The 19447-nt window shown below is 67.4% G+C and carries 17 protein-coding genes, 1 tRNA gene and 1 rRNA gene; 13 read left to right on the forward strand and 6 right to left on the reverse strand.

What is annotated here, in order from left to right:
* Positions 1-28: 28 nt before the first annotated feature.
* Positions 29-670, forward strand: a complete 642-nt coding sequence (locus tag D7D52_RS05675) for a hypothetical protein (protein WP_246023650.1) — start codon at positions 29-31, stop codon at positions 668-670.
* Between the two features lie 14 nt (positions 671-684).
* Here D7D52_RS05675 and D7D52_RS05680 read toward each other — a convergent pair whose 3' ends face one another.
* A complete protein-coding gene (locus D7D52_RS05680) occupies positions 685-2322 on the reverse strand; it encodes a long-chain fatty acid--CoA ligase (RefSeq protein ID WP_120735366.1) in 1638 nt (545 codons plus the stop codon).
* Between the two features lie 369 nt (positions 2323-2691).
* Between D7D52_RS05680 and D7D52_RS05685 the strand changes: the two genes are divergently transcribed.
* The 3 genes from D7D52_RS05685 to D7D52_RS05695 all read left to right on the forward strand — a co-directional run bounded on the left by D7D52_RS05685 (position 2692) and on the right by D7D52_RS05695 (position 4921).
* Positions 2692-4161 carry a flavin-containing monooxygenase gene (locus D7D52_RS05685; RefSeq protein ID WP_120735367.1) on the forward strand — a complete coding sequence of 490 codons (1470 nt, stop codon included), beginning with the start codon at positions 2692-2694 and terminating at the stop codon, positions 4159-4161.
* Between the two features lie 94 nt (positions 4162-4255).
* Positions 4256-4328: transfer RNA gene (locus D7D52_RS05690), tRNA-Arg, on the forward strand.
* Between the two features lie 77 nt (positions 4329-4405).
* Complete coding sequence (locus D7D52_RS05695; RefSeq protein ID WP_120735368.1) at positions 4406-4921, forward strand: ester cyclase; 516 nt, start codon at positions 4406-4408, stop codon at positions 4919-4921.
* A gap of 7 nt (positions 4922-4928) precedes the next feature.
* Here the strand turns inward: D7D52_RS05695 and D7D52_RS05700 are convergent, their stop codons facing one another.
* The 4 genes from D7D52_RS05700 to D7D52_RS05715 all read right to left on the reverse strand — a co-directional run bounded on the left by D7D52_RS05700 (position 4929) and on the right by D7D52_RS05715 (position 9179).
* Complete coding sequence (locus D7D52_RS05700; protein WP_120735369.1) at positions 4929-5924, reverse strand: glutamate ABC transporter substrate-binding protein; 996 nt, start codon at positions 5922-5924, stop codon at positions 4929-4931.
* Positions 5921-7024: an alpha-hydroxyketone-type quorum-sensing autoinducer synthase gene (cqsA, locus tag D7D52_RS05705; RefSeq protein ID WP_120735370.1), complete on the reverse strand. Its 1104-nt coding sequence runs from the start codon at positions 7022-7024 to the stop codon at positions 5921-5923. The genes D7D52_RS05700 and cqsA overlap by 4 nt, the downstream gene beginning before the upstream one ends.
* Before the next feature lie 129 nt (positions 7025-7153).
* Complete coding sequence (locus D7D52_RS05710; RefSeq protein WP_425464611.1) at positions 7154-8707, reverse strand: acyl-CoA carboxylase subunit beta; 1554 nt, start codon at positions 8705-8707, stop codon at positions 7154-7156.
* A 109-nt stretch (positions 8708-8816) separates the two neighbouring features.
* Positions 8817-9179 (reverse strand): hypothetical protein, encoded by a 363-nt coding sequence (locus D7D52_RS05715; protein WP_120735371.1) that lies wholly within the window; start codon positions 9177-9179, stop codon positions 8817-8819.
* 155 nt (positions 9180-9334) lie between these two features.
* On the opposite strand from D7D52_RS05715, the gene D7D52_RS39815 reads away from it, so the two are divergent.
* The 9 genes from D7D52_RS39815 to D7D52_RS05755 all read left to right on the forward strand — a co-directional run bounded on the left by D7D52_RS39815 (position 9335) and on the right by D7D52_RS05755 (position 18496).
* Positions 9335-9457, forward strand: a complete 123-nt coding sequence (locus D7D52_RS39815; RefSeq protein WP_281279170.1) for a hypothetical protein — start codon at positions 9335-9337, stop codon at positions 9455-9457.
* 105 nt (positions 9458-9562) lie between these two features.
* Positions 9563-10420, forward strand: a complete 858-nt coding sequence (locus D7D52_RS05720; protein WP_120735372.1) for a hypothetical protein — start codon at positions 9563-9565, stop codon at positions 10418-10420.
* Between the two features lie 49 nt (positions 10421-10469).
* Positions 10470-12083 (forward strand): acyl-CoA synthetase, encoded by a 1614-nt coding sequence (locus D7D52_RS05725; RefSeq protein ID WP_246023651.1) that lies wholly within the window; start codon positions 10470-10472, stop codon positions 12081-12083.
* 193 nt (positions 12084-12276) lie between these two features.
* Positions 12277-12393, forward strand: a 5S ribosomal RNA gene (gene rrf / locus D7D52_RS05730).
* A 147-nt stretch (positions 12394-12540) separates the two neighbouring features.
* Positions 12541-14613, forward strand: coding sequence for a TerD family protein (locus D7D52_RS05735; protein ID WP_222932790.1), 2073 nt, complete (start codon positions 12541-12543; stop codon positions 14611-14613).
* A gap of 233 nt (positions 14614-14846) precedes the next feature.
* On the forward strand, positions 14847-15194 hold the full coding sequence (locus tag D7D52_RS05740; protein WP_120735374.1) for a YrdB family protein: 348 nt from the start codon (positions 14847-14849) through the stop codon (positions 15192-15194).
* Between the two features lie 281 nt (positions 15195-15475).
* A complete protein-coding gene (fusA, locus tag D7D52_RS05745) occupies positions 15476-17494 on the forward strand; it encodes an elongation factor G (protein ID WP_222932791.1) in 2019 nt (672 codons plus the stop codon).
* Between the two features lie 131 nt (positions 17495-17625).
* Positions 17626-18066 carry an SRPBCC family protein gene (locus tag D7D52_RS05750; protein ID WP_120735376.1) on the forward strand — a complete coding sequence of 147 codons (441 nt, stop codon included), beginning with the start codon at positions 17626-17628 and terminating at the stop codon, positions 18064-18066.
* On the forward strand, positions 18059-18496 hold the full coding sequence (locus D7D52_RS05755; RefSeq protein ID WP_162958172.1) for a MarR family winged helix-turn-helix transcriptional regulator: 438 nt from the start codon (positions 18059-18061) through the stop codon (positions 18494-18496). Before D7D52_RS05750 ends, D7D52_RS05755 begins: the two co-directional genes overlap by 8 nt.
* Positions 18497-18521: 25 nt before the next feature.
* On the opposite strand, the gene D7D52_RS05760 is transcribed toward D7D52_RS05755, so the two are convergent.
* Positions 18522-19370, reverse strand: coding sequence for a GNAT family N-acetyltransferase (locus D7D52_RS05760; protein WP_120735378.1), 849 nt, complete (start codon positions 19368-19370; stop codon positions 18522-18524).
* Positions 19371-19447 lie beyond the last annotated feature (77 nt).

Consider the following 19447-nt stretch of genomic DNA (forward strand, 5'->3'; position numbering starts at 1 on the left):
ACCCCAGTGCGATCCAGCCATTTCCCTGATGACTGAAAGCGACGTGATCATGCGTGCGTTCCTCACCGCGGCCGCGGCCGTCCTGCTGGTCGGCGCCCTGGCCGGCTGCGATCCCGACACCGGCACGCCCGTGACCAGCCCGGCGGCCCCACAGCCCGGGCAGACGAGCCAGGCCGGGCAGCCCGGTCAAGGCAATCCGGCCCCCGGCACCACCCAGGCCAAGGCGACCCCGACCCTGCCCAATCGCGACGACGTGAACGTCGACGCCCGGGATTTCGAGCAGCAGGGCCACGTCTACTTCCAGTCGCCCAGCAAGAACATCAAATGCGGCATCTACGTCGACAACCTCCACACCGTCGGCTGCCAGCTGAAGAACGCCACCGTCATCCCCGCCGGCCTGGAGTGCGCCAACAATCCGGCCCACGAGGTGGCCGCCACGGTCATGAACGGCCAGGCGCAGTTCGTCTGCCTGAACCAGGGCGTCTTCGTCGGCCCGCCGACCGACGGCTCCACCGCCCCCGGTTTCCACGAGGGCGGCGGCAAGGTCCTCGAGTACGGCCAGACGATCGGGGACCGCAGTGTCATCTGCGAATCCAGCTCGGCCGGCGTCCGCTGCAGTGTCGACGGCCACGGCTTCTTCATCGCCGCCGACCAGCAGTCGCTGTTCTGATCAGGGCGTTCTGATCAGGCCAGCGTGATGACCGTCAGCGTGCCGTCGGCGTGCTGAGCCCGCAGCCGCTTCTTGTCGAACTTGCCGACACTGGTCTTGGGCACCTCCGTGATGAAGGTCCAGTGTTCGGGCAGCTGCCATTTGGCGAACTTGGGGGCCAGGAAGTCGCGCAGCTCTTCGGGTTTCGCCTCCGCGCCCTCGACCAGCACGATGGCGACCAGTGGCCGCTCGTCCCACTTCTCGTCCGGGATGCCGATGACGGCGGCCTCGGCGACGGCCGGATGGCCCATGACGGCGTTCTCCAGATCCACCGACGAAATCCATTCGCCGCCGGACTTGATCACGTCCTTGGACCGGTCGACCAGCGTCAGGTAGCCGTTGGGGCTGATCTTGCCGACATCGCCGGTGCGCAGCCAGCCGTCGTGGAACTTGTCCGGATCCACCTCGCCGCCGCTGGGGGAGTAGTACGACCCGGTGATCCAGGGCCCCTTGACCTCCAGCTCGCCCAGCGCCTCACCGTCGTTGGGCAGCACGCTGCCGTCGTCGCCGACCAGGCGCGCCTGCACGCCGGCCGGAAAGCGGCCCTGGGTGTAGCGATAGGCCCACGCCTCCTCGCCCTCGGACCCGGCCGGCGGGTGGCCGACCGAACCCAGCGGGGAGGTCTCGGTCATGCCCCACGCGTGCAGCAGCTTCACGTGGTGGCGTTCCTCGAAGGCCCGCATCATCGACGGCGGCACGGCCGCGCCGCCGACCACGCAGGTGCGCAGGTAGGAGATGTCCTGCGGCTGCGCCTGCAGCGCGGCCAGCACGCCGCCCCAGATGGTGGGCACGGCCGCGGCGAAGGTCGGCCGCGCCTGCTCCATCATCTGCAGCAGCGGCGCGGGCTGCAGGAAGCGGTCGGGCATGAGCACATTCGCGCCCGACATGAGCGCGGCGTACGGGATGCCCCAGGCATTGGCGTGGAACAGCGGCACGATGGCCAGCACGGTGTCGGCGGCGGTGAAGCCCATGCCGTTGGGGGAGATGACCTGCATGGCGTGCAGCCAGTTGGAGCGGTGCGAGTAGACGACGCCCTTGGGGTCGCCGGTGGTGCCGGAGGTGTAGCACATGCCCGCGGCGGAGCGTTCGTCGATGACCGGGAAGTCGTAGCTGTCGGGTTGCGCGGCAAGCAGTTCCGCGTACGCGTGCACGGTCACGCCCTCGGGCGCCTGCACGGTCGCGACGTCCCCGTTGGCGACGATCACGTGGCGGACCGTCCGCAGGTTCGGCAGGTACTGGTTGAACATCGGCACCAGCGAGCCGTCGACGATGACCACCCGGTCCTCGGCGTGGTTGGCCACGTACACCAGCTGTTCGGGGAACAGCCGGATATTGAGCGCGTGCAGCACCGCGCCCATGGCGGGCACCGCGATGTAGGCGACCATGTGCTCGTTGTTGTTCCACATGAACGTGCCGACCCGGTCGCCGACGCCGATGCCCAGGTCACGCAGGGCATTGGCGAGGCGCGCGGCATCCTGGCCGATCTCGCGATAGGTCTGGGTGCGGACGCCGTCGCCGGTCCAGGTGGAGACGTGGCTGTCGCCCTGGAAGGTGGACGCGTAGCGCAGCAGCGTCGCCAACGACAGCTGCTCGTCCTGCATGGTGCTCAACATTTCCCAACCGCTCCTTGCACGTTCCTACTGGGGAGTGAACTGAGTCACTTGCGGCGAGCGTAGCCGAAAGATAATCGAGCTGCGGGCGACGAACCCCACCTTCGCCGCCCGCAGCTCCTGCCGACCCGCCGCCGCCCAACACGACGACCGACCGGCTCCGCAATCCTGATCGGTCGTCGGCGTGCTGACGCAGCCCCCTGCGGCGGCGCAGAATAGCCAATCACTAACCAGGACAAGTAAATTGGAGTAAGAACTTCCGTGAATATATTGACTCGGACACCTGGCTGTCCAGTCGGGTGGCCGAAAATACCGATTCCCTGACCGGCGATGTCTGCGTGACCAGCGACAACAGCCCCTACCGTTGCTGCTATGCAGCGAGAGCCGTCCATTCTGATCATCGGTGCCGGGTTCGCCGGGCTGGGTATGGCCCTGGAACTGAAGCGACACGGGATCGGCAATTTCACCATCCTGGAGCAGGCCGCGGATCTGGGCGGCGTCTGGCGCGAGAACACCTATCCGGGCGCGGCCTGCGATGTGCCGTCCCCGCTGTACTCGTGGTCGTTCGAGCCGAAATCCGATTGGCCCCGGCGGTTCTCGGAGCAGCGCGACATCCACGACTACATGCGCGCGGTCGCCGAGAAGCACGATCTGCCCGCCCGCATCCGCTTCGGCAGCGAGGTGGTGGACGCGGAGTTCGACGAACAGGCCGGGGTGTGGCGGGTCCGCACCGCCGACGGCGCCACCCATACCGCCGAGGTGCTCATCCCCGCGGTCGGCCAGCTCTCCCGCCCGGCCATGCCGAATCTGCCCGGCATCGACAGCTTCACCGGCGCGGCGTTCCACTCGGCGCAATGGGATCACTCGGTGGAGCTGCGCGGCAAGCGGGTGGCCTGCATCGGCACGGGAGCCAGTGCGATCCAATACATTCCGGAGATCCAGCCGGCCGTCGCGCACCTGACGCTGTTCCAACGCTCGGCCGCCTGGGTGCTGCCCAAGTTCGACACCGAGTACACCGCGCTGCATCACGCGATGTTCAAACACGTGCCCGGCACGCGCTTGGCCGAACGCTTCGCCATCTGGAGCCTGTTCGAGGTGCTGGCCTTGGCCCTCACCGACATTCCCGCCATGAAGTATCCGGTGATCGCCCTCGCCGACCGCCACCGCGCCAAGCAGGTGCCCGATGAAGCGTTGCGCGCCAAGCTGACTCCCGACTACGCCGCCGGCTGCAAACGCGGCCTGTTCTCCAACGCGTACTTCCCCGCCCTGGCGCAAAGCAATGTCACCGTGGAGACCCAGCCCATCGAGGCCGTGACCCCCAAGGGAATCCGCAGCGCCGACGGCGTCGAGCACCCGGTGGACGTCATCGTCTACGGCACCGGTTTCAAGGGCACCGAATTCCTCGCCCCCATGCACATCTACGGCCTGCACGGCCGCAAACTCGCCGACGAATGGTCCCCCGAGGGCGCCCGCGCCTTCCTCGGCATGTCGGTCCCCGGCTTCCCCAACCTGTTCATGATGTACGGCCCCAACACCAACGTCGGCTCCGGCTCGATCATCTACATGCTCGAATCCCAAGCCCGCTACATCCGCCAGGTCATCGAATACCTGGCCGCCCACCCCGGCCGCTCCCTCTCCGCCCGCCCCGACGCCGAACAATCCTGGGACGCCTGGCTACAACGCCGCCTGGCCGACACCCCCTGGAACTTCTGCTCCAGCTGGTACCGCAACGCCTCCGGCCGCATCACCAACAACTGGCCCGGCGCCACCGCCCTCTTCCGCTGGAAGACAAGAACATTCACCCCCGCCGACTACGACGAATCCGTAGCATCCCACCCCTGAAACCCCCCACCCACCCAATGGATGCGCCCCCCACCCCCACCACCAGGTAGACTCCCCGACGATCCGCCCGGCGGCCCCGCCGCCCGGCAGCTCAGCCCTCGTAGCTCAGGGGATAGAGCACCGCTCTCCTAAAGCGGGTGTCGCAGGTTCGAATCCTGCCGAGGGCACATTTTCCTCACTGGCGTTCGGTTCGCCGTCGGCGTTGGCCGCTTCCCCCGGGATCAGCTCTTGCAGGGGTTGTCCTATGCCGTTGACACAGTCTCGCTGGGACTATATCTTCGATACTGTTGAGACCATCTCATTGAGACTATTGGAGAAACTGATGTCGGCTCAGACGATCGAAGCTGTCAACACCGAGGCAATCCGTCACTTTCTGGTGGTGGGGGATGTGGATACGCGTGATCTGCAGGCGATTTGGGATTGCTTCACGGAGGATTGCGAGTTTCCGACGTTGGCCGAGCGGGCGGGTAAGGGCGCGTTCACGGTTGCGGATTACCAGACGTTTTTGCTGGCCTACTTCGAGGCGTTGCCCGATGCGACGTTCACGCCCGAGGAGATCGTTGCCGAGGGGGACCGGGTGTGGGTGCGCATCTCCATTCGCGGCACCCACTCGGCCATGTTGCGCGGTGTGGCCGCGACCGGCCGGCCGGTCGAGTACACCCAGATCGGGATGTACACCGTGCGGGACGGCAAGATCGCCACGGCGCGAGCGGTTTTCGACGATGTGACGCTGCTGCGCCAGATCGGCGGTCAGGTGTAGTGCGGGGTCAGGATTCGACGAAGTCGGCGCGCAGGTCGCAGAGTTTCCACTGGCCGTCGCGGTGGACCATGGTGCCGGTGTAGTCGATGTTCTGCTTGTTTGCGGTGTCGGCGAGACCGTCGACCGTCCGGACCAGCTCCGGATCGAGCGTGGCGGGATCGCCCGCGGCGACGGTCTTGTCGGGAGCGTTGAACACCGGCGGAGGCGGCATCGGGTGGTATCCAGACGGGGCCAGATTGGCATCGACGGAGCGTTGCCAGGAACCGTCGGAGATCATGTCCCGGATGGCCTGGGTGACCTTGGCCTGCAGATCGGTATTGCCCTTCTTGACGCCGATGCCGTAGCGCTCACGTGTGAATGGGTGTCCGACGACCCGCAGCTGGTCCGGGTACTGAGCCGCGTAGCCGGCGAGAATCACGTCATCGGTGGTGACAGCATCCACCTCACCCGTGCGCAGTTGGTCCACACACGCCGAATACGTCTGCTGCGTAGTCAGTTGCACGTCCTGCGCGAAGTCCTTCTGAATCTTCTGAGCCGACGTGGAGCCCTGCGCCGTGCACACCGTCCGGCCATCCAGATCCTCCTGCCGGTTGATGGCCGTATCGTCCTTGCGCACCAGCAGATCCTGGCCCGCGACCAGGTACGGCCCGGCGAAGGACACGTCTTTCAACCGATCGGCGGTGATGGAGTACGACGCGACGACGAAATCGACCGCGCCGTCGGCCAGCATGTGCTCGCGCTGATCGGAGCGCGCCTCTTTCCACGTGATCCGCTCAGGATTCACGCCGAGCTTTCCGGCGACATAACGCGCGGTGTCGGCGTCGAAACCCTTCGGCTGCACATCATCCGGACCCTTGACCGATAGTCCGGGCTGATCGTATTTGACGCCGATGGTCAGGGCCTGGGACTGGTTGGACGTCGGCTTCGATGCGGTCTCGGTGCCGCACGCGGTGGCGAGCATCAGACCGGCCGCGATCGCGGCGGCCAGGATCACACGGTTCATCGTGAATCTGCTCCGGCATGCAGGGAAAGCCTGATCAAGGTGCGGCCGCGCGAGGTGGCGGGCGGGCAGAACACCGATCCGAACACCCCGTGCTCCTCGAGCAGATCGCGAATCGCGACAGCACGGTCGTCGGGCCCGGTGAGCACGGGCACGATATGGCTGCTGGAGTCCTCGAGATCGAATCCGAGCTCGCGCAACCCATCTCGCACCCGCGCCGACACCGCGCGCAATCGGCCGCGCCGGTGCTCGTCGGTCCGGATGACCGCCAGCGTCGCCGCGAGCCCGGCAATATCGTGCGCAAGCAAGGTGGAGGAGAAGACGGCGGGATAGGACTCCATCTTGAAGTAGTCCACGAACCGCGGATCGTTGGCGACCACGAGCCCCGCCCGCCCGGCGAAGGCCTTGGACAGACTGGCGACCCGAAACGGCACCCGCGCCGCAAGCCCCGCCTCGACCACCATCCCGGCGCCTGCCGGTCCATCGGTGCCAAGGGCATGCGACTCGTCGACGACCAGCAGGCTCCCCGTCTCCTCGGCGATGGCACACATCTCGTCGAGCGGGCAGCGGCTCCCATTGGTGCTGTAAATCGAATCCACCGCGATAACGCCCGGCCCGTATTCGGCAATCCGTTCACGCAGATGGCCGACGTCGTTGTGCCGGAACGGAAAGCTCGGCGCGCCCGCCAGTTTCGCGCCGTGCCACAGCGACATGTGCGCGATGCGGTCTACATACACGGGTGTGTCACCATCGGCGACCGACTGCAACAGCCCAGCATTGGCATCCCACCCGGATTGACACAGGATGCCCGCCGGCGCGGCGAGAAATTCCGCCAGCGCCCGTTCCAAATCCAGCTGCGGGTGATTCCCGTGCAGAAACACCTCCGACGCCAGCACCTCGCCGCGGTTCAGCACCGAGCACATGGCCGCGGCAATCCGCGGGTCACCGGCCAGTCCGAGATAATTGTTGCTGTTGACCAGCACCGCCCCCGGCCCCGGCGCTCGACCGTGCAGGATATGCCGTCCACCCCATTCCCCGGCGACCCGGCCGAAGTGAAAGTCGTCCATCCGCTTCTTCAGGCGACCGGCGATCGCGGAGGTCATCGCGCGAACTTGGCCGCAGCGCAGCAACTTTTCAGCACGCAGCCACCCAAGCGCACCGACCGGCGAAACGGGGGAGACATGCCGTTCGGTTGTGCGCTCACCGAGAGTTCTCGGTGAGCGCACAACCGATCACATGGGGTAGATGGCGTGCTTGCGCGGGTTGAATTCGGGTTTCACCTTGGGCTTGTCGCGCAGGAGGCGCAGGGCGTGGCGGATTTCCAGCCGGCTGCGATGGGGTTCGATGACCGCGTCGATGTAGCCGCGTTCGGCGGCGATCCACGGCGTCGCGATGGTTTCGTTGTACTGGTTGACCATGAATTCCCGTGCGGCGGCGCGGTGTTCTTCCGGCAGGGCGGCCAATTGGCGCTTGCCGAGCAAATCGACAGCACTGTCCGCGCCGATCACGGCGATGCGGGCGGTGGGCCACGCCAGGCTGATGTCCGCGCCGACCTGCCGGGCGGCCATCATGCCGTAGGCGCCGCCGTAGGACTTGCGCACCACCAGGTTGATGATCGGCACGGTGGCCTCGATGATCGCGCGCGGGGTGCGGCCGCCGCGAATGATCACGCCCGCAGCCTCTTCCGCGAGACCGGGCAGCACGCCGGGGGTGTCGGCGACGAACACCAGCGGAATATTGAACGCGTCGCACAGCCGGATGAAATAGGTCGACTTGTCCGAGCAGGCCGCGTCGATCGAACCGCCCAGCACGAGTGGCTGATTGGCGATGACGCCGACCGGGTACCCGTCGACGCGGGCGAACCCGGTGATCAGGTTGGGCGCGAATTGCGCACGCACCTCGTGGAATTCGCCGTCGTCGAACAATCGCAGCAGAATCTCGTGCATGTCGTAGCCGGCGCGATCCGAGTCCGGAATGATCTTGTCGAGTTCCAGGTCGTGCGCCGTGATCTCCGGTTCCAGACCGGGATTCACGATCGGCGGCTGCTCGAGGCAACTGGTGGGCATGTAGCTCAGGTAGGCCCGCGCCCACTCGTAGGCTTCCCGCTCGGTGTCGGCGACGTGATGCAGGGTCCCGCGCCGCGCCTGCACCTCCGCGCCGCCGAGCTCCTCGGCGGTGACGTCCTCACCGTTGACGGCCTTGATCACGTCCGGCCCGGTGACGAACATGTACGAATCCTTGGTCCCGATCAGCACGTCGGTGTTGATCGGCCCGTACACCGAACCGGCCGCGCACTTGCCGAGAATGATCGACACCTGCGGCACATAGCCGGACAGCTTCTCCAGCACCCGCGAGATATCGCCGAACGAGGCGATGGACCCCACCGCGTCCTGAATGCGCGCCCCGCCGGAATCGTTGATCGTCACCACCGGGCAGGCGTTGTCGAACGCGAATTGCAGTGCGCGCATGAACTTCTGCGCCGAGGTCACGCCCACCGATCCGCCGTACACGGTCTGATCGTGGGAGATCACCACCACCGGCCGCCCCCCGATCAGCCCGCGCCCGGTGACCAGTCCGTCACCGTAGAGCGCGTCCGGCTGACCGGGTTGGCGTGCCAGCGCTCCCGTCTCGATGAACGTCCCCGGGTCCAGCAGCATGGTCACCCGCTGCCGAACACTGGGAATCCCCTTCTTCTCCCGTTTGGCCACCCCGGCCTCGCCCGCGGGTTCCGCGGCCATTTCCAGGATCTTGGCCAATTCATCGAGCTTCGCCCGCGTACCGATCACGCTTACTGCCACCTTCTAGCCCAAATTGCTGTGCACCAGCGAGGTTAAGCGGTATCGGTGCGAAACGGGGCACCTGGCCCATTCCCCGTGATCGATCACAGTCGGGGAGCTACCCGTTGTAGACCTCGACGAAGGCATTGGTGGCGACGGCCAGCACGCCGGGCCCCATGCCGGTGCAGGCAACGGTGGTCGAGGCGCCGGAGGGGGTGAACGGGTAGCTGAGGACCTTGTAGGACCCGACGGCGTACAGCGGGAACGGCCCGCTGGCGTAGAGGCCCACGCAGTCGAGGTGGAGCACGTAATTCGAACCGCCGTCGGCCGCGCAGGTGGCGGTCGCGTCGAACAGTCCCTTCTGCACCTGGCAGTCCTGCGGCGCGGCCTGTGCGGTGCCCGGGCCCATGACGGCCGCGAACCCCAGACCCGAGATGGCCACGGTGGCAACGCGTGCGGCGATACTCAACGACTTGTTCATACGATCCCTCCACTTGGTTGCTGCGATATGTCCAGCATCGATCTTCGCCGAGCCCGGTCTTCGCGCGGTATCGGGCACATGCCCGATACCGGCAAGACGGCTTGTTTCGTAGCCTGAGGGTTCGCGAAAAGGATCGTCACGGAAAGGGCATTGGCATGTTGTACCCAGTAGCTTTCAATACCGGGTCCGGACTGACGGACGCGCTGATCAACGGCCTGGTCACCCTCATCTTCGGCCCCAACGACCCGAACACCTGCAAGTTCCCGTACTGCTTCTAGCTCACCTGCTGATCGGTACACCGATTCACCACGCTGCCGTTGGCCGTATGCTCCGTGCGGGGCGGGCTGGATGTGCCTGCGTGTGAACGGAATCGGGGTAGGTCGATGTCGACGGAGCAGGGTCGGCGCGACGACCTGTGGTCGCAGGACACGGATGTGTACGTGCCGGTGGCGGCGGATTACCAGCCGCCGGCCCCGCCGAGCCGGGATCCGGCGCCGATCGGCAAGTTCGTGGCCATCGCGGCGGCATCGACGCTGGGTATGGCGGTGCTGGCGGCGGCGGGTGTGTTCATCGGCAGCCAGTTCGGCAAACAGTCCGAGAGCACACTGGCCGCAACGGAATTCACGGCCGGCGCTGCCACCGCGACACAGTCCACCCCGCCGCCCGCCGGCGCCCCCTTGGCCACGGTCCTCGCCTGGATCCGCGCCGGCGCCCAGGTCGATCCGGCGAAGTTCCACACCGCCACCGATACCGACGGCACCGCGACCGATCTCGGCACGGCCGTCGCTTTCACCAGTCCCACCAAGAAGATCCAGTGCATGACCCCCAGATCGGCGGCCGCCGACGCGCCAGGTCTCAGCTGCCTGGTCAATTTCGACAACCCGCCGCCGCGCCCGGCCGGGCATCCCAATACGGAATGGAACGCCGGCTGGGTCGACTTCCCCGGCGAGACCGCGGGCGTCGGCCGCGCCGCGAACGATCAGGGCCAATTCGCCCTCGGCTACGGTGCCACCCTCACCTACGGCAGCCGTCTGACCTTCGACGACTACGAGTGCCGCATGGACCAGACCGGCCTGATCTGCGCCGATCCGACCGCGGGTTCAGCGCTGCAACTCAGTTCCTCGGGCCCCGCGCCGTTCGGCTGTTTCGCCAAGCTGGATTCGAAGAGCTACGGAATCGGCTACTCCTGCACTGGCTCCGACGCCACGGTTCCGGTCGCGCCCCCTCGCCCGTACCGTTAGTTTGAGGGCAGATGCCCCCACACTGGAGGGTTGGACGAGGAGGTCCGGGGTGTTGCTGATCAAATCGCTGGGGGAGCGGGCCTACCTGGAAGCCGAATCGGCGCGCCTGGTGGTGGGCGCGGGCCTGGCCCGCCTCGAGTCACCCGCCGTGCTGCTGTCCGCCGCCACCGCCATGCTCCGCTACGGCACCCTGGCGGCGGGCTTGCGCCTGTCCGCGGCGAGATACGGCACCCGCACCGCGATCATCGACGAACGCGGCGAGCTCACGTTCGCCGAATTGGAGGACCGCTCCAACCGCCTGGCCAACGCCTGGCGCGCGCACGGCCTGAAACCCCGTGAGGGCGTGGCGATCCTGGCCCGCAACCACCGCGGCCTGATCGAAGCCGTCTTCGCCGCCGCCAAATGCGGCGCCAAGATCATCCTGCTCAATACCGATTTCGCCGGTCCGCAGATCCGCGACGTGGCCACCCGCGAGGGCACCGACCTGCTCGTCTACGACGACGAATACGCGCACATGCTCGACGAGGTCCACCCCCGCCGCGGCAGCTTCCGCGCCTGGACCGACGAGCCCCGCGACGACAGTCTCGAAGCCCTGATCGCCACCGGTTCCCCCAGCGCCCCACCGGCTCCCGGTGCGGAAGCGAAGATCATCCTGCTGACCAGCGGCACCACCGGCACCCCCAAGGGCGCGCCCCGCGCCGAGCCGAAATCCCTGCTGTCCCTGGGTGGTCTGCTGTCCAAGGTCCCGTTCCGCGTGAACGAGGTGACCGAATGCTGCGCCCCCATGTTCCACACCCTCGGATTCGCCTGCGCCATGCTCACTCTCGGCTTCGGCTCCACCCTGGTGATCCGCCGCCGCTTCGACCCGCAGACCGCCATCGACTCCATGGCCGAACACCGCGCCACCACGGTGATCGTGGTCCCCGTGATGCTCGCCCGCATGATGGACCTCGGCGGCCAAGCCCTCACCGGCCACGATCTGTCGGCCCTGCGCATCGTCTTCGTCGCCGGTTCCCAACTGGGCGCACAACTCTGCCGCGACGTGACGGCGGCTTTCGGCCCCGTGGTCTACAACCTGTACGGCTCGACGGAGGTCGCCTACGCCACCATCGCCACCCCCCAAGACCTGGCCGAGGAGCCCGGCTGCGTAGGCCGCCCCGTACTCGGCGCACGCGTCGAAATCCTGGACGACCAGGGCAGGAAGGTCCCCCGCGGCGCGACGGGCCGCATCTTCGTCGGCAACACCATCCAGTTCGAGGGCTACACCGGCGGCGGCCACAAGGAAATCATCCGCGGCCTGATGTCCTCCGGCGATGTCGGCCACTTCGACAGCGCCGGAAGACTTTTCGTAGACGGCCGCGACGACGAAATGATCGTCTCAGGCGGCGAGAACGTCTTCCCCGCCGAAGTCGAAGAACTCCTCCACACCCACCCCGCAGTCCGAGAAGCCGCCGTAATCGGCGTCCCCGACCCCCAATTCGGCGCCCGCCTCAAAGCCTTCGTCGTAACCCACGACACCCAAACCTGCACCGAATCCGACATCAAAGACTACGTAAAATCAAACCTGGCCCGCTACAAGGTCCCCCGCGAAGTAACCTTCCTCCCCGAACTCCCCCGAAACCCCACCGGCAAAGTCCTCAAACGCAAACTGACAGAAGCCTGACCCTTCCAACAACCGCGAAAACTGCTCGAGGAATGTAGTAAAAGGTGATCCGTGCAGCCCGTGGGCTGGTAGGCGAGTCACGTCTCCTGTGTCGCGTCAGCGAAGGTCCGGTAGGGCAGGCGACGTAACCACACTTCCGGTGCATTCACCCGGCAGGCATTCCGGTCGCGGGCGTGCCACCCGGGTAGTCTGTTACGGCGGCTATAGCGGTGGGGAAACGCCCGGTCCCATTCCGAACCCGGAAGCTAAGGCCACCTGCGCCGATGGTACTGCACTCGACAGGGTGTGGGAGAGTAGGACACCGCCGGAACATCATTCGCGAAAGCCCCCAGCTTATTGGCTGGGGGCTTTCGGCGTTTTTTGGGAAGATCCTTGGGTGAGTTGGGATCTGGTAGAGCTCGTTGTTCGGCGGAACCTGCGGGTGCCGGGGGTGGAGGGGCCGGCGGGGGATGGGGTGGTGGCTGCGCGGCAGTTCGATGCCGTGTTGATGTCGGTGGGGTTCAAGCTTTCTGGGGAGTTGTTCGGGCGGTTGGCGGGGTTGGCGCCGGGGGCGGTGATCGATGTCGCGGTGCGCACGTTGGGGATTGTGCGGCGGCTGGTGGGGGCGCATGTCGAGCACAATGCGTATTTCAAGGATTTCCCGGCGAATGTGCCGGACACCGTGGAGTTTTGGACGGACTGTCTGCTGGATGCGCTCGGTGACGAGTTGGCGGCGGCCGCGGTGGCGGACGGTTTGGAGCAGGGTCTGCTGAATCTGCTCGCGCTGCCGAAGTATGGGCGTTACCAGCACGATTACGTTGAGATGGTGGCCGCGCACGATGCGTTGGTGGAGTCCGTGCGGGATCGTGTCACCCTGCTGCACCTCGGCGGGTCGGTCGAGGAGGAGTTGTCGGGGATCTATCTGGCGTTGGCCGGGTGCGCTACGCCGCTGGGGGACGAGGATCTGGCGGTGCTGCGTGAACTGGCGCTGTATTGCGCGTCGTGCCCGCAGCCGGATTCCATTCCCGTGCGCGAGCATCGAGCGATCATCGACGAGGTGCGGCTGGCAGCGGGTGCGAAGCTGCTGGCCGACACCGTCACCGACATTCTGCGCCTGGCGTGCCTGCTGTCGAACGGTGATGTGTCGCTGCTGACTCCGACCCGGTTTCGTTCCCTGTCCCGGCGTTCGCGTCGTGGCCTGCTGGCCGCGCTGGACGCGATCGTCGCGGAGCAGCCGGCCAAGCTTGGTGACGTGGCCGCGCACCGGGAGGCGTGGAAGCGGTTGGGGGAGCGGCTGCATCCGCACGAATATCCGCGCTGGGAGCACGCCGCGGCGGTTTTCGCGGTCGCCCGGGGTGAGCGCCGCGCGCCGTCGTTCGCGTCGAGGTTGGAGGCGTTGCTCGCGGAGGGGGACGTGGCGGGCGCGGCCCAGTTGCTGAGAAATGCACCCGGTCTGCTGCTGCGTTCTCTCGATCGGCTGTTGCGGTCGAGCGGGTCGGAAGCGGCGACGGAGGCTGTCTTGTGCGCGGTGGAGGACACCGTCGGCAAGGCGTCGGCGCGCGTGATCCTGTCCGTCCGTGAGCATCTCGACAACCGCGAGGGTGTCGAACAGCGGATCTTCGCCAATCGTCTGGGCCGTGGCCGGGTGGTCGCCGATGAGCGGGCGCCGATCGATGCCGCGGTGCTGGAGCGGCTGCGCGGGCTGCTGGACGCGGAGGTGAAGCGCCGCCTGTCCGCGCTCACCCGCCTGGTGATCGATCCGGATGTCATGGACGTCGCACTACCGTTGAGCGGCAAGGCGATCAGCGGCGGACTCGGTGTGCTGCCGCGCGGCTCCGTATCGCCGGTGCGCGGTGAGCGGCTGCGGTTTTTCGTGTACTGGCGGGAGTCGGCCGCCACCACCGATTTCGACCTCTCGGCCCTGCTGCTGGATTCGGAGTACGAACTCGAGGGCTGGCTGTCGTACACGAACCTCACCGAGGCGGGCGGCGTGCATTCCGGCGATATCACCGCCGCACCCGAAGGCGCGTCCGAGTTCATCGAGCTGGACCTGGACAAGGTGACGGCGCATGCGATCGTGCCGCAGTTGAATGTGTTCTCCGGTGAGGGCTTCGACGAGGTGGCCGAATCCTTCTTCGGGTACATGCTCCGTGACGGCGATCAGCGTGGCCTGCCCTACGAACCGCGCACCGTGCGCACGAAATCCGAATTGCGTGGGGCCGGGCGGGTTGCGTTGCCGCTGGTCTTCTTCCGCGCGGACTCCGGGGAGTGGCGGGCGAAGTGGTTGCATCTGAACCTCGCGGGCGAACCCGAGTTCAATGCGGTGGAGAACAATCGCGTGTCGGCGTCGGCGCTCGCGCGGGCGGTGGTCGATCGCCGGTACCTGACCGTCGGCTATCTCGCGAATCTGCTGGCGGACGAGGTGATCCCTTGGGCGGGGCAGGCTTTCGAGGAGCCGGTCGTCTTCGTCGGCCTGGAACGGCCGGATGGCCTGCCGCCGGGTTCCCAGGTCTTCACGCCCGAGAATCTGGGTAACCTGATCCCGGAGTGACTGCTACCGTGGTGCACGGCGAGGCCATGGGGGAGCTTCCTTCTCATTCTTAGGGTAGATACTCCAGCGCCCCCGCTCTCCTCGCCGCCACTCTTCTCATCATCCAGGCCCCCGGCTCCGCCCGGGGGCCTTGGTTTTTCGCGGTTCGGCGAAAGCGGGAGCACTGCTCTTGACGGCGGGCTATGGGTCTGTGACTATTGATCTCAGTAGAGAGCACTGATCTCGGAGTTGAAATGATCGCCACCGCCTGGTCCGCCGCCAACCTCACCCTGGCCTTCGTCCTGGAACTCATCGCCGTGGGCGCCCTCGCCTACTGGGGTGTGCGTACCGGACGCGGGCGGATCGCCCGGGTTCTACTCGGTGTGGGCCTGGCCGTCGCCGCTATGACGCTCTGGGGTCTGTTCGCCGCACCGCAGGCCACCTACTCGATTCCGGTAGCGGCCGTCGCCACCAAGGTCGCCCTCTTCGGCGGCGCGTCTCTCGGGCTCTGGCAGCTCGGCCATCGCACGGCAGCGGTCGCGTTCCCGCTGCTCGTGGTCGCCAACCTCGCCGTGATCCACCTCGGCCACCTGTCGATGTGATTGCCGTTGGGCCGCGCGGAAATTCACGCGACACCGGCGGCGTTGCACTGTTACGTTCACCCGGCGGGATGGGAAGTTCCGCCGAACATTCTCTCGACCAGGAAGGGCCGGTCATGCGTGACAATCGCACCGCCGTCGTCGCCCGTCCGCGCTTCGAGGTGATCCTGGTGTCTTCGCCGGCTCGGTGCCGGCTGCGCGGCCGGTACTGAGTACACCCCTGGACTCCGAGTCCCGGGGAATCGCGCTGTTCTGGACAAGATCAGCCCGAAGGACGTATGACCGTGCGTACCAACATTTCTCGACACACCCTTGCTACCGTTCGTAACCTCGGCATTCTCGCGCACGTGGACGCGGGCAAGACCACGGTGACCGAGCGCATACTGTTTCTCACCGGTATCACCCACAAGCGCGGTGAGGTGCACGACGGCACCACCGTCACCGATTTCGATCCGCAGGAACGGGATCGGGGCATCACCATTTTCGCGGCGGCGGTGAGCTGCCGCTGGGCCGGCCACCGGCTGACCGTCATCGACACCCCCGGCCACGTCGACTTCTCCGACGAGGTCGAGCGTTCCCTGCGCGTATTGGACGGCGCCGTAGCGGTTTTCGACGCCGTGGCCGGCGTGGAGCCGCAGAGCGAATCGGTGTGGCGGCGTGCGGACCGCTACGGCGTGCCGCGCATCGCGTTCGTCAACAAGATGGACCGCGCGGGCGCGGACCTGACCGCCGCGGTCGCCTCGATTCGGGAACGGCTGCACCCGGTTCCGTTGCCGGTGCAGCTGCCGGTGTATTCCGGTGACGTGTTCACCGGCGTGGTCGACCTGGTCCGGCCGCGGGCGCTGCATTGGGACGGCGGCTTGGTCGAAGGTCCGGTGCCCGATCGGCTGGCGGCGGACGTGGCACGCGCCCGGCGCGAGCTGGAAGAGGCGGTGGCGGAACGGAATGCGGCCGCGCTGGAGGAGTTCGTCGAGCACTCCGGGCTGTCCGCGGACACCTTGACCGCGGCGCTGCGCGAGCTGACCCTCGCCGGTGAGGTGGTCCCGGTGCTGTGCGGCGCGGCCTACCGCGATATCGGCATCGAGCCGCTGCTGGATGCCGTCGTGGCCTACCTGCCCTCGCCGCTGGACCGTCCCGCGGTCGGCGACGGCAGCCGCGACGCGGATCCGGCGCAGCCGCTGGCGGCGCTGGCGTTCAAGGTGCATGCCACCCCGACCGGGCGGCTCACCTTCGTGCGCGTCTACTCGGGCGTTATGACCAAGGGCGACACCGTATTCGACGCGTCCGGCGGTCGCCGCGAGCGGATCGCGCGCATCCTGCGGGTGCAGGCGGATCGGCACGAGGAGGTGGAGTCCGCGATCGCGGGTGACATCGTCGCACTGGTCGGACCCAAGGCGGTCCGGGTCGGCGCGACCCTGTGCGCGCCGGACGCGCCGGTGCAGCTGGAGCCGCCGGCCCCTACCGAGCCGGTGGTCTCGGTGGCGGTGGAGGCGAAATCCAGCGCCGACACCGAGAAGCTGGCGGTGGCGCTGGCCCGGCTGGCCGACGAGGACCCGTCGCTGACGGTGCGGACCGATCCCGAGACCGGGCAGACGCTGCTGGCCGGGCTGGGTGAGCTGCACCTCGAGGTCGTGGTGGAGAAGTTGCGCCGCGAACGCGGGCTGAGCGTGACGGTCGGCCGGCCGCAGGTGGCGTACCGCGAGACCGTGGTGCGCGGCGTGCGCGGCCTGACGTACCGGCACGTCAAGCAGGACGGCGGGTCGGGGCAGTGGGCGCATATCGTGCTGGATGTGCGGCCGCTGAACGAATCCGAGCCCGGGGCAACCGGTTTCGAGTTCGAGTCCACGGTGGTCGGCGGCCGGGTGCCGGCGGAATTCGTGCGCGCGGTCGAGGCCGGGTGTCGCGATGCCTTGGCCGAAGGGCCGCTGGGTCACCCGGTCACGGGCGTGCGGGTCACGCTCACCGACGGTGCGACGCACTCCAAGGATTCGTCGGACCTGGCGTTCCGCACCGCGGGTCGCCTCGGCGTGCGCGAAGCCTTGCGGGCCTGCGCCATGGCGGTGCTGGAACCGGTGGTGGAGTTGACCGCCACGGTGCCGGAGGACTACGTGGGCGCGGTGCTCGGTGATCTGGCGGCCCGGCGCGGCCGGGTGACCGGTTCGGTGACTCGGATCGGCACCATGGTGCTCACGGCCGAGGTGCCGTTGGCCGAATTGTTCGGTTACGCGACGCGATTGCGCAGCCGAACGCAGGGCCGGGGCACGTTCACCACGCGCCCGCTCGGCTACGCGCTAGCTCCGTAACGAGTGGGGCCGGTGGCGGCGACAGTCGATGTCGTCCGCCACCGGTCCGCGCACCGGGTCGATTTCCCCGAAAAGGCTTGATTGTTGTCGCGACTACGGTTACTGTTGTCGCAACAACAGAACTTTCCCGAGTGGAGTTGATTCCGATGATGTACTCGTTCACCGAAACCGCCGTGATCAAGGGTGATGTCGACAAGATCTGGGCCGTCGCCACCGATGTCGACCGCTGGGCCGACTGGGATCCGCACGAGGAGAAGTCCCGCATCGACGGGGAGTTCGCGGCCGGGACCAAGGGGTGGGTGAAGCCGAAGGGCGCGCCCGCGGGGCCGTTCACCATCGTGGCCGTGGAACCGGGGGTCTCGTGGACCAGCGAGGCCGGGATTCCGTTCGGCAAGCTGCGCGGGCACCGCACCTACGAGGCGCTCGGCGACGGCACCGTGCGGGTGGCGGAGAATGTGGAGATCCACGGGCCGTTCGGGCCCTTGTTCAAGCTCGTCTGGGAGAAGGCCATGCGCGCGGACATGCCGCTGACCTTCGCCGCATTGGAACAGGAGGCGCTACGACGTGGCTGAACCACGGGGTCCGCTGATGAGTCCGGGATTCTGGCTGCACCACGCCGCGCTGGAGTGGCGGGCCACGCTGGAACGCAATCTGCGCCCGCTCGGGCTCACCCCTACCCAGTTCAACCTGCTGGCCTCGGCCGGCTGGCTGAGTCGGCAGGGTGAATCGCCCACCCAGCAGCAGGTGGCCGACATGTCCGGGTCGGATCGCATGATGGCGTCCAAGGTGATTCGCGGACTGGAGGAACGCGAACTGCTGATCCGCCGCCCGGACCCGGCCGATGCCCGCGTGCTGCGCATCGAACTCACCGCCGCCGGAAGGGAATTGGCGAGCAAGGGGGTGCGGACCGCCGTCGACACCGACGAGCAGATCTTCGGCGACGACGGGGAGCAACTGCGCGAGCGGTTGAAACCCATTGCCGCACACCGTCTACCGGGCTGACGGGCGGTTTTGTCAGACGAGCCCCTCAGTCTTTGACGAGGATGGCGCGCGTGTAGAGCAGGGCGAAGCCTTGGCGCTGGACGTTCTGCTGGGATTTCGAGCCGGGCTGGGTGGTGACCACCGCGATGTCGCAGCCCGCCGCGGTTGCGTCGGCCAGCCGCACCGACAGGAGCGAGGACTGGACGCCGTGGCGTCGATGCGCGGGATGTGTTGCGGCACCGGTGAGCTGGGCTACACCCTGGGACATGCGCAGGCTCGCCCCGCCCGCGACCTCGCCGCCACGTCTCGCCAGATACCTGCGGATTCCGGCGGCGGCGGTGAGATCGCGCATCGCGTTCGCGATGACCTCGGCGGGAAACTGCTCGTGGGAGGCCACGCCCTGGGCGTCGGGATGCGCGAAACCCTCGGCTACGACGTCGAGCCAGGCATCGAATTCGTCGTCGCCGCTGGCCTGCACATCGACTCCTTCGGCAACGACCGCGGCGCGCTCGCCATCGAGTTCGAGGCCCAGCACGTTCTCGAACGACACCAGCCGGTACCCGCGCCCGGTGAGCAGTTCCCCGACGCCCGGGTCGCCCAGCTGCGACACCTCGGCCTGCACCGGCGAGTTCCGCTCCGCGAACAGCCGCTCGATCTCCTCGAGCTCGGCGACTTCGGGCACGCCCGCGAACCCGAGCCCGGCCACCTTGTTCAGCGGTGACCCGTCCTCCGCGAACGCGGCCACCCCGCCCGCGAGCGGAATCACGAACCCACGGCCGGCCCCGAGCCGCTCGGATGCGGCCGTGCTACCGGTGCTGATCAGCTCCGTCTCGACCCGCTCGATGCGTGCCGCGAGCTCCGTCCCGCAGAAAAACGTTCCCTGTTCGCTTGGCATGCGCCCGAGCCTAATTCGACGGCCGAGTTCGCCGCCTGCGGATTTCCGTCGCGTGGCGCATCGACCGCGGCGGAGGC

This window comes from Nocardia yunnanensis (assembly GCF_003626895.1).
Lineage (GTDB): Bacteria > Actinomycetota > Actinomycetes > Mycobacteriales > Mycobacteriaceae > Nocardia > Nocardia yunnanensis.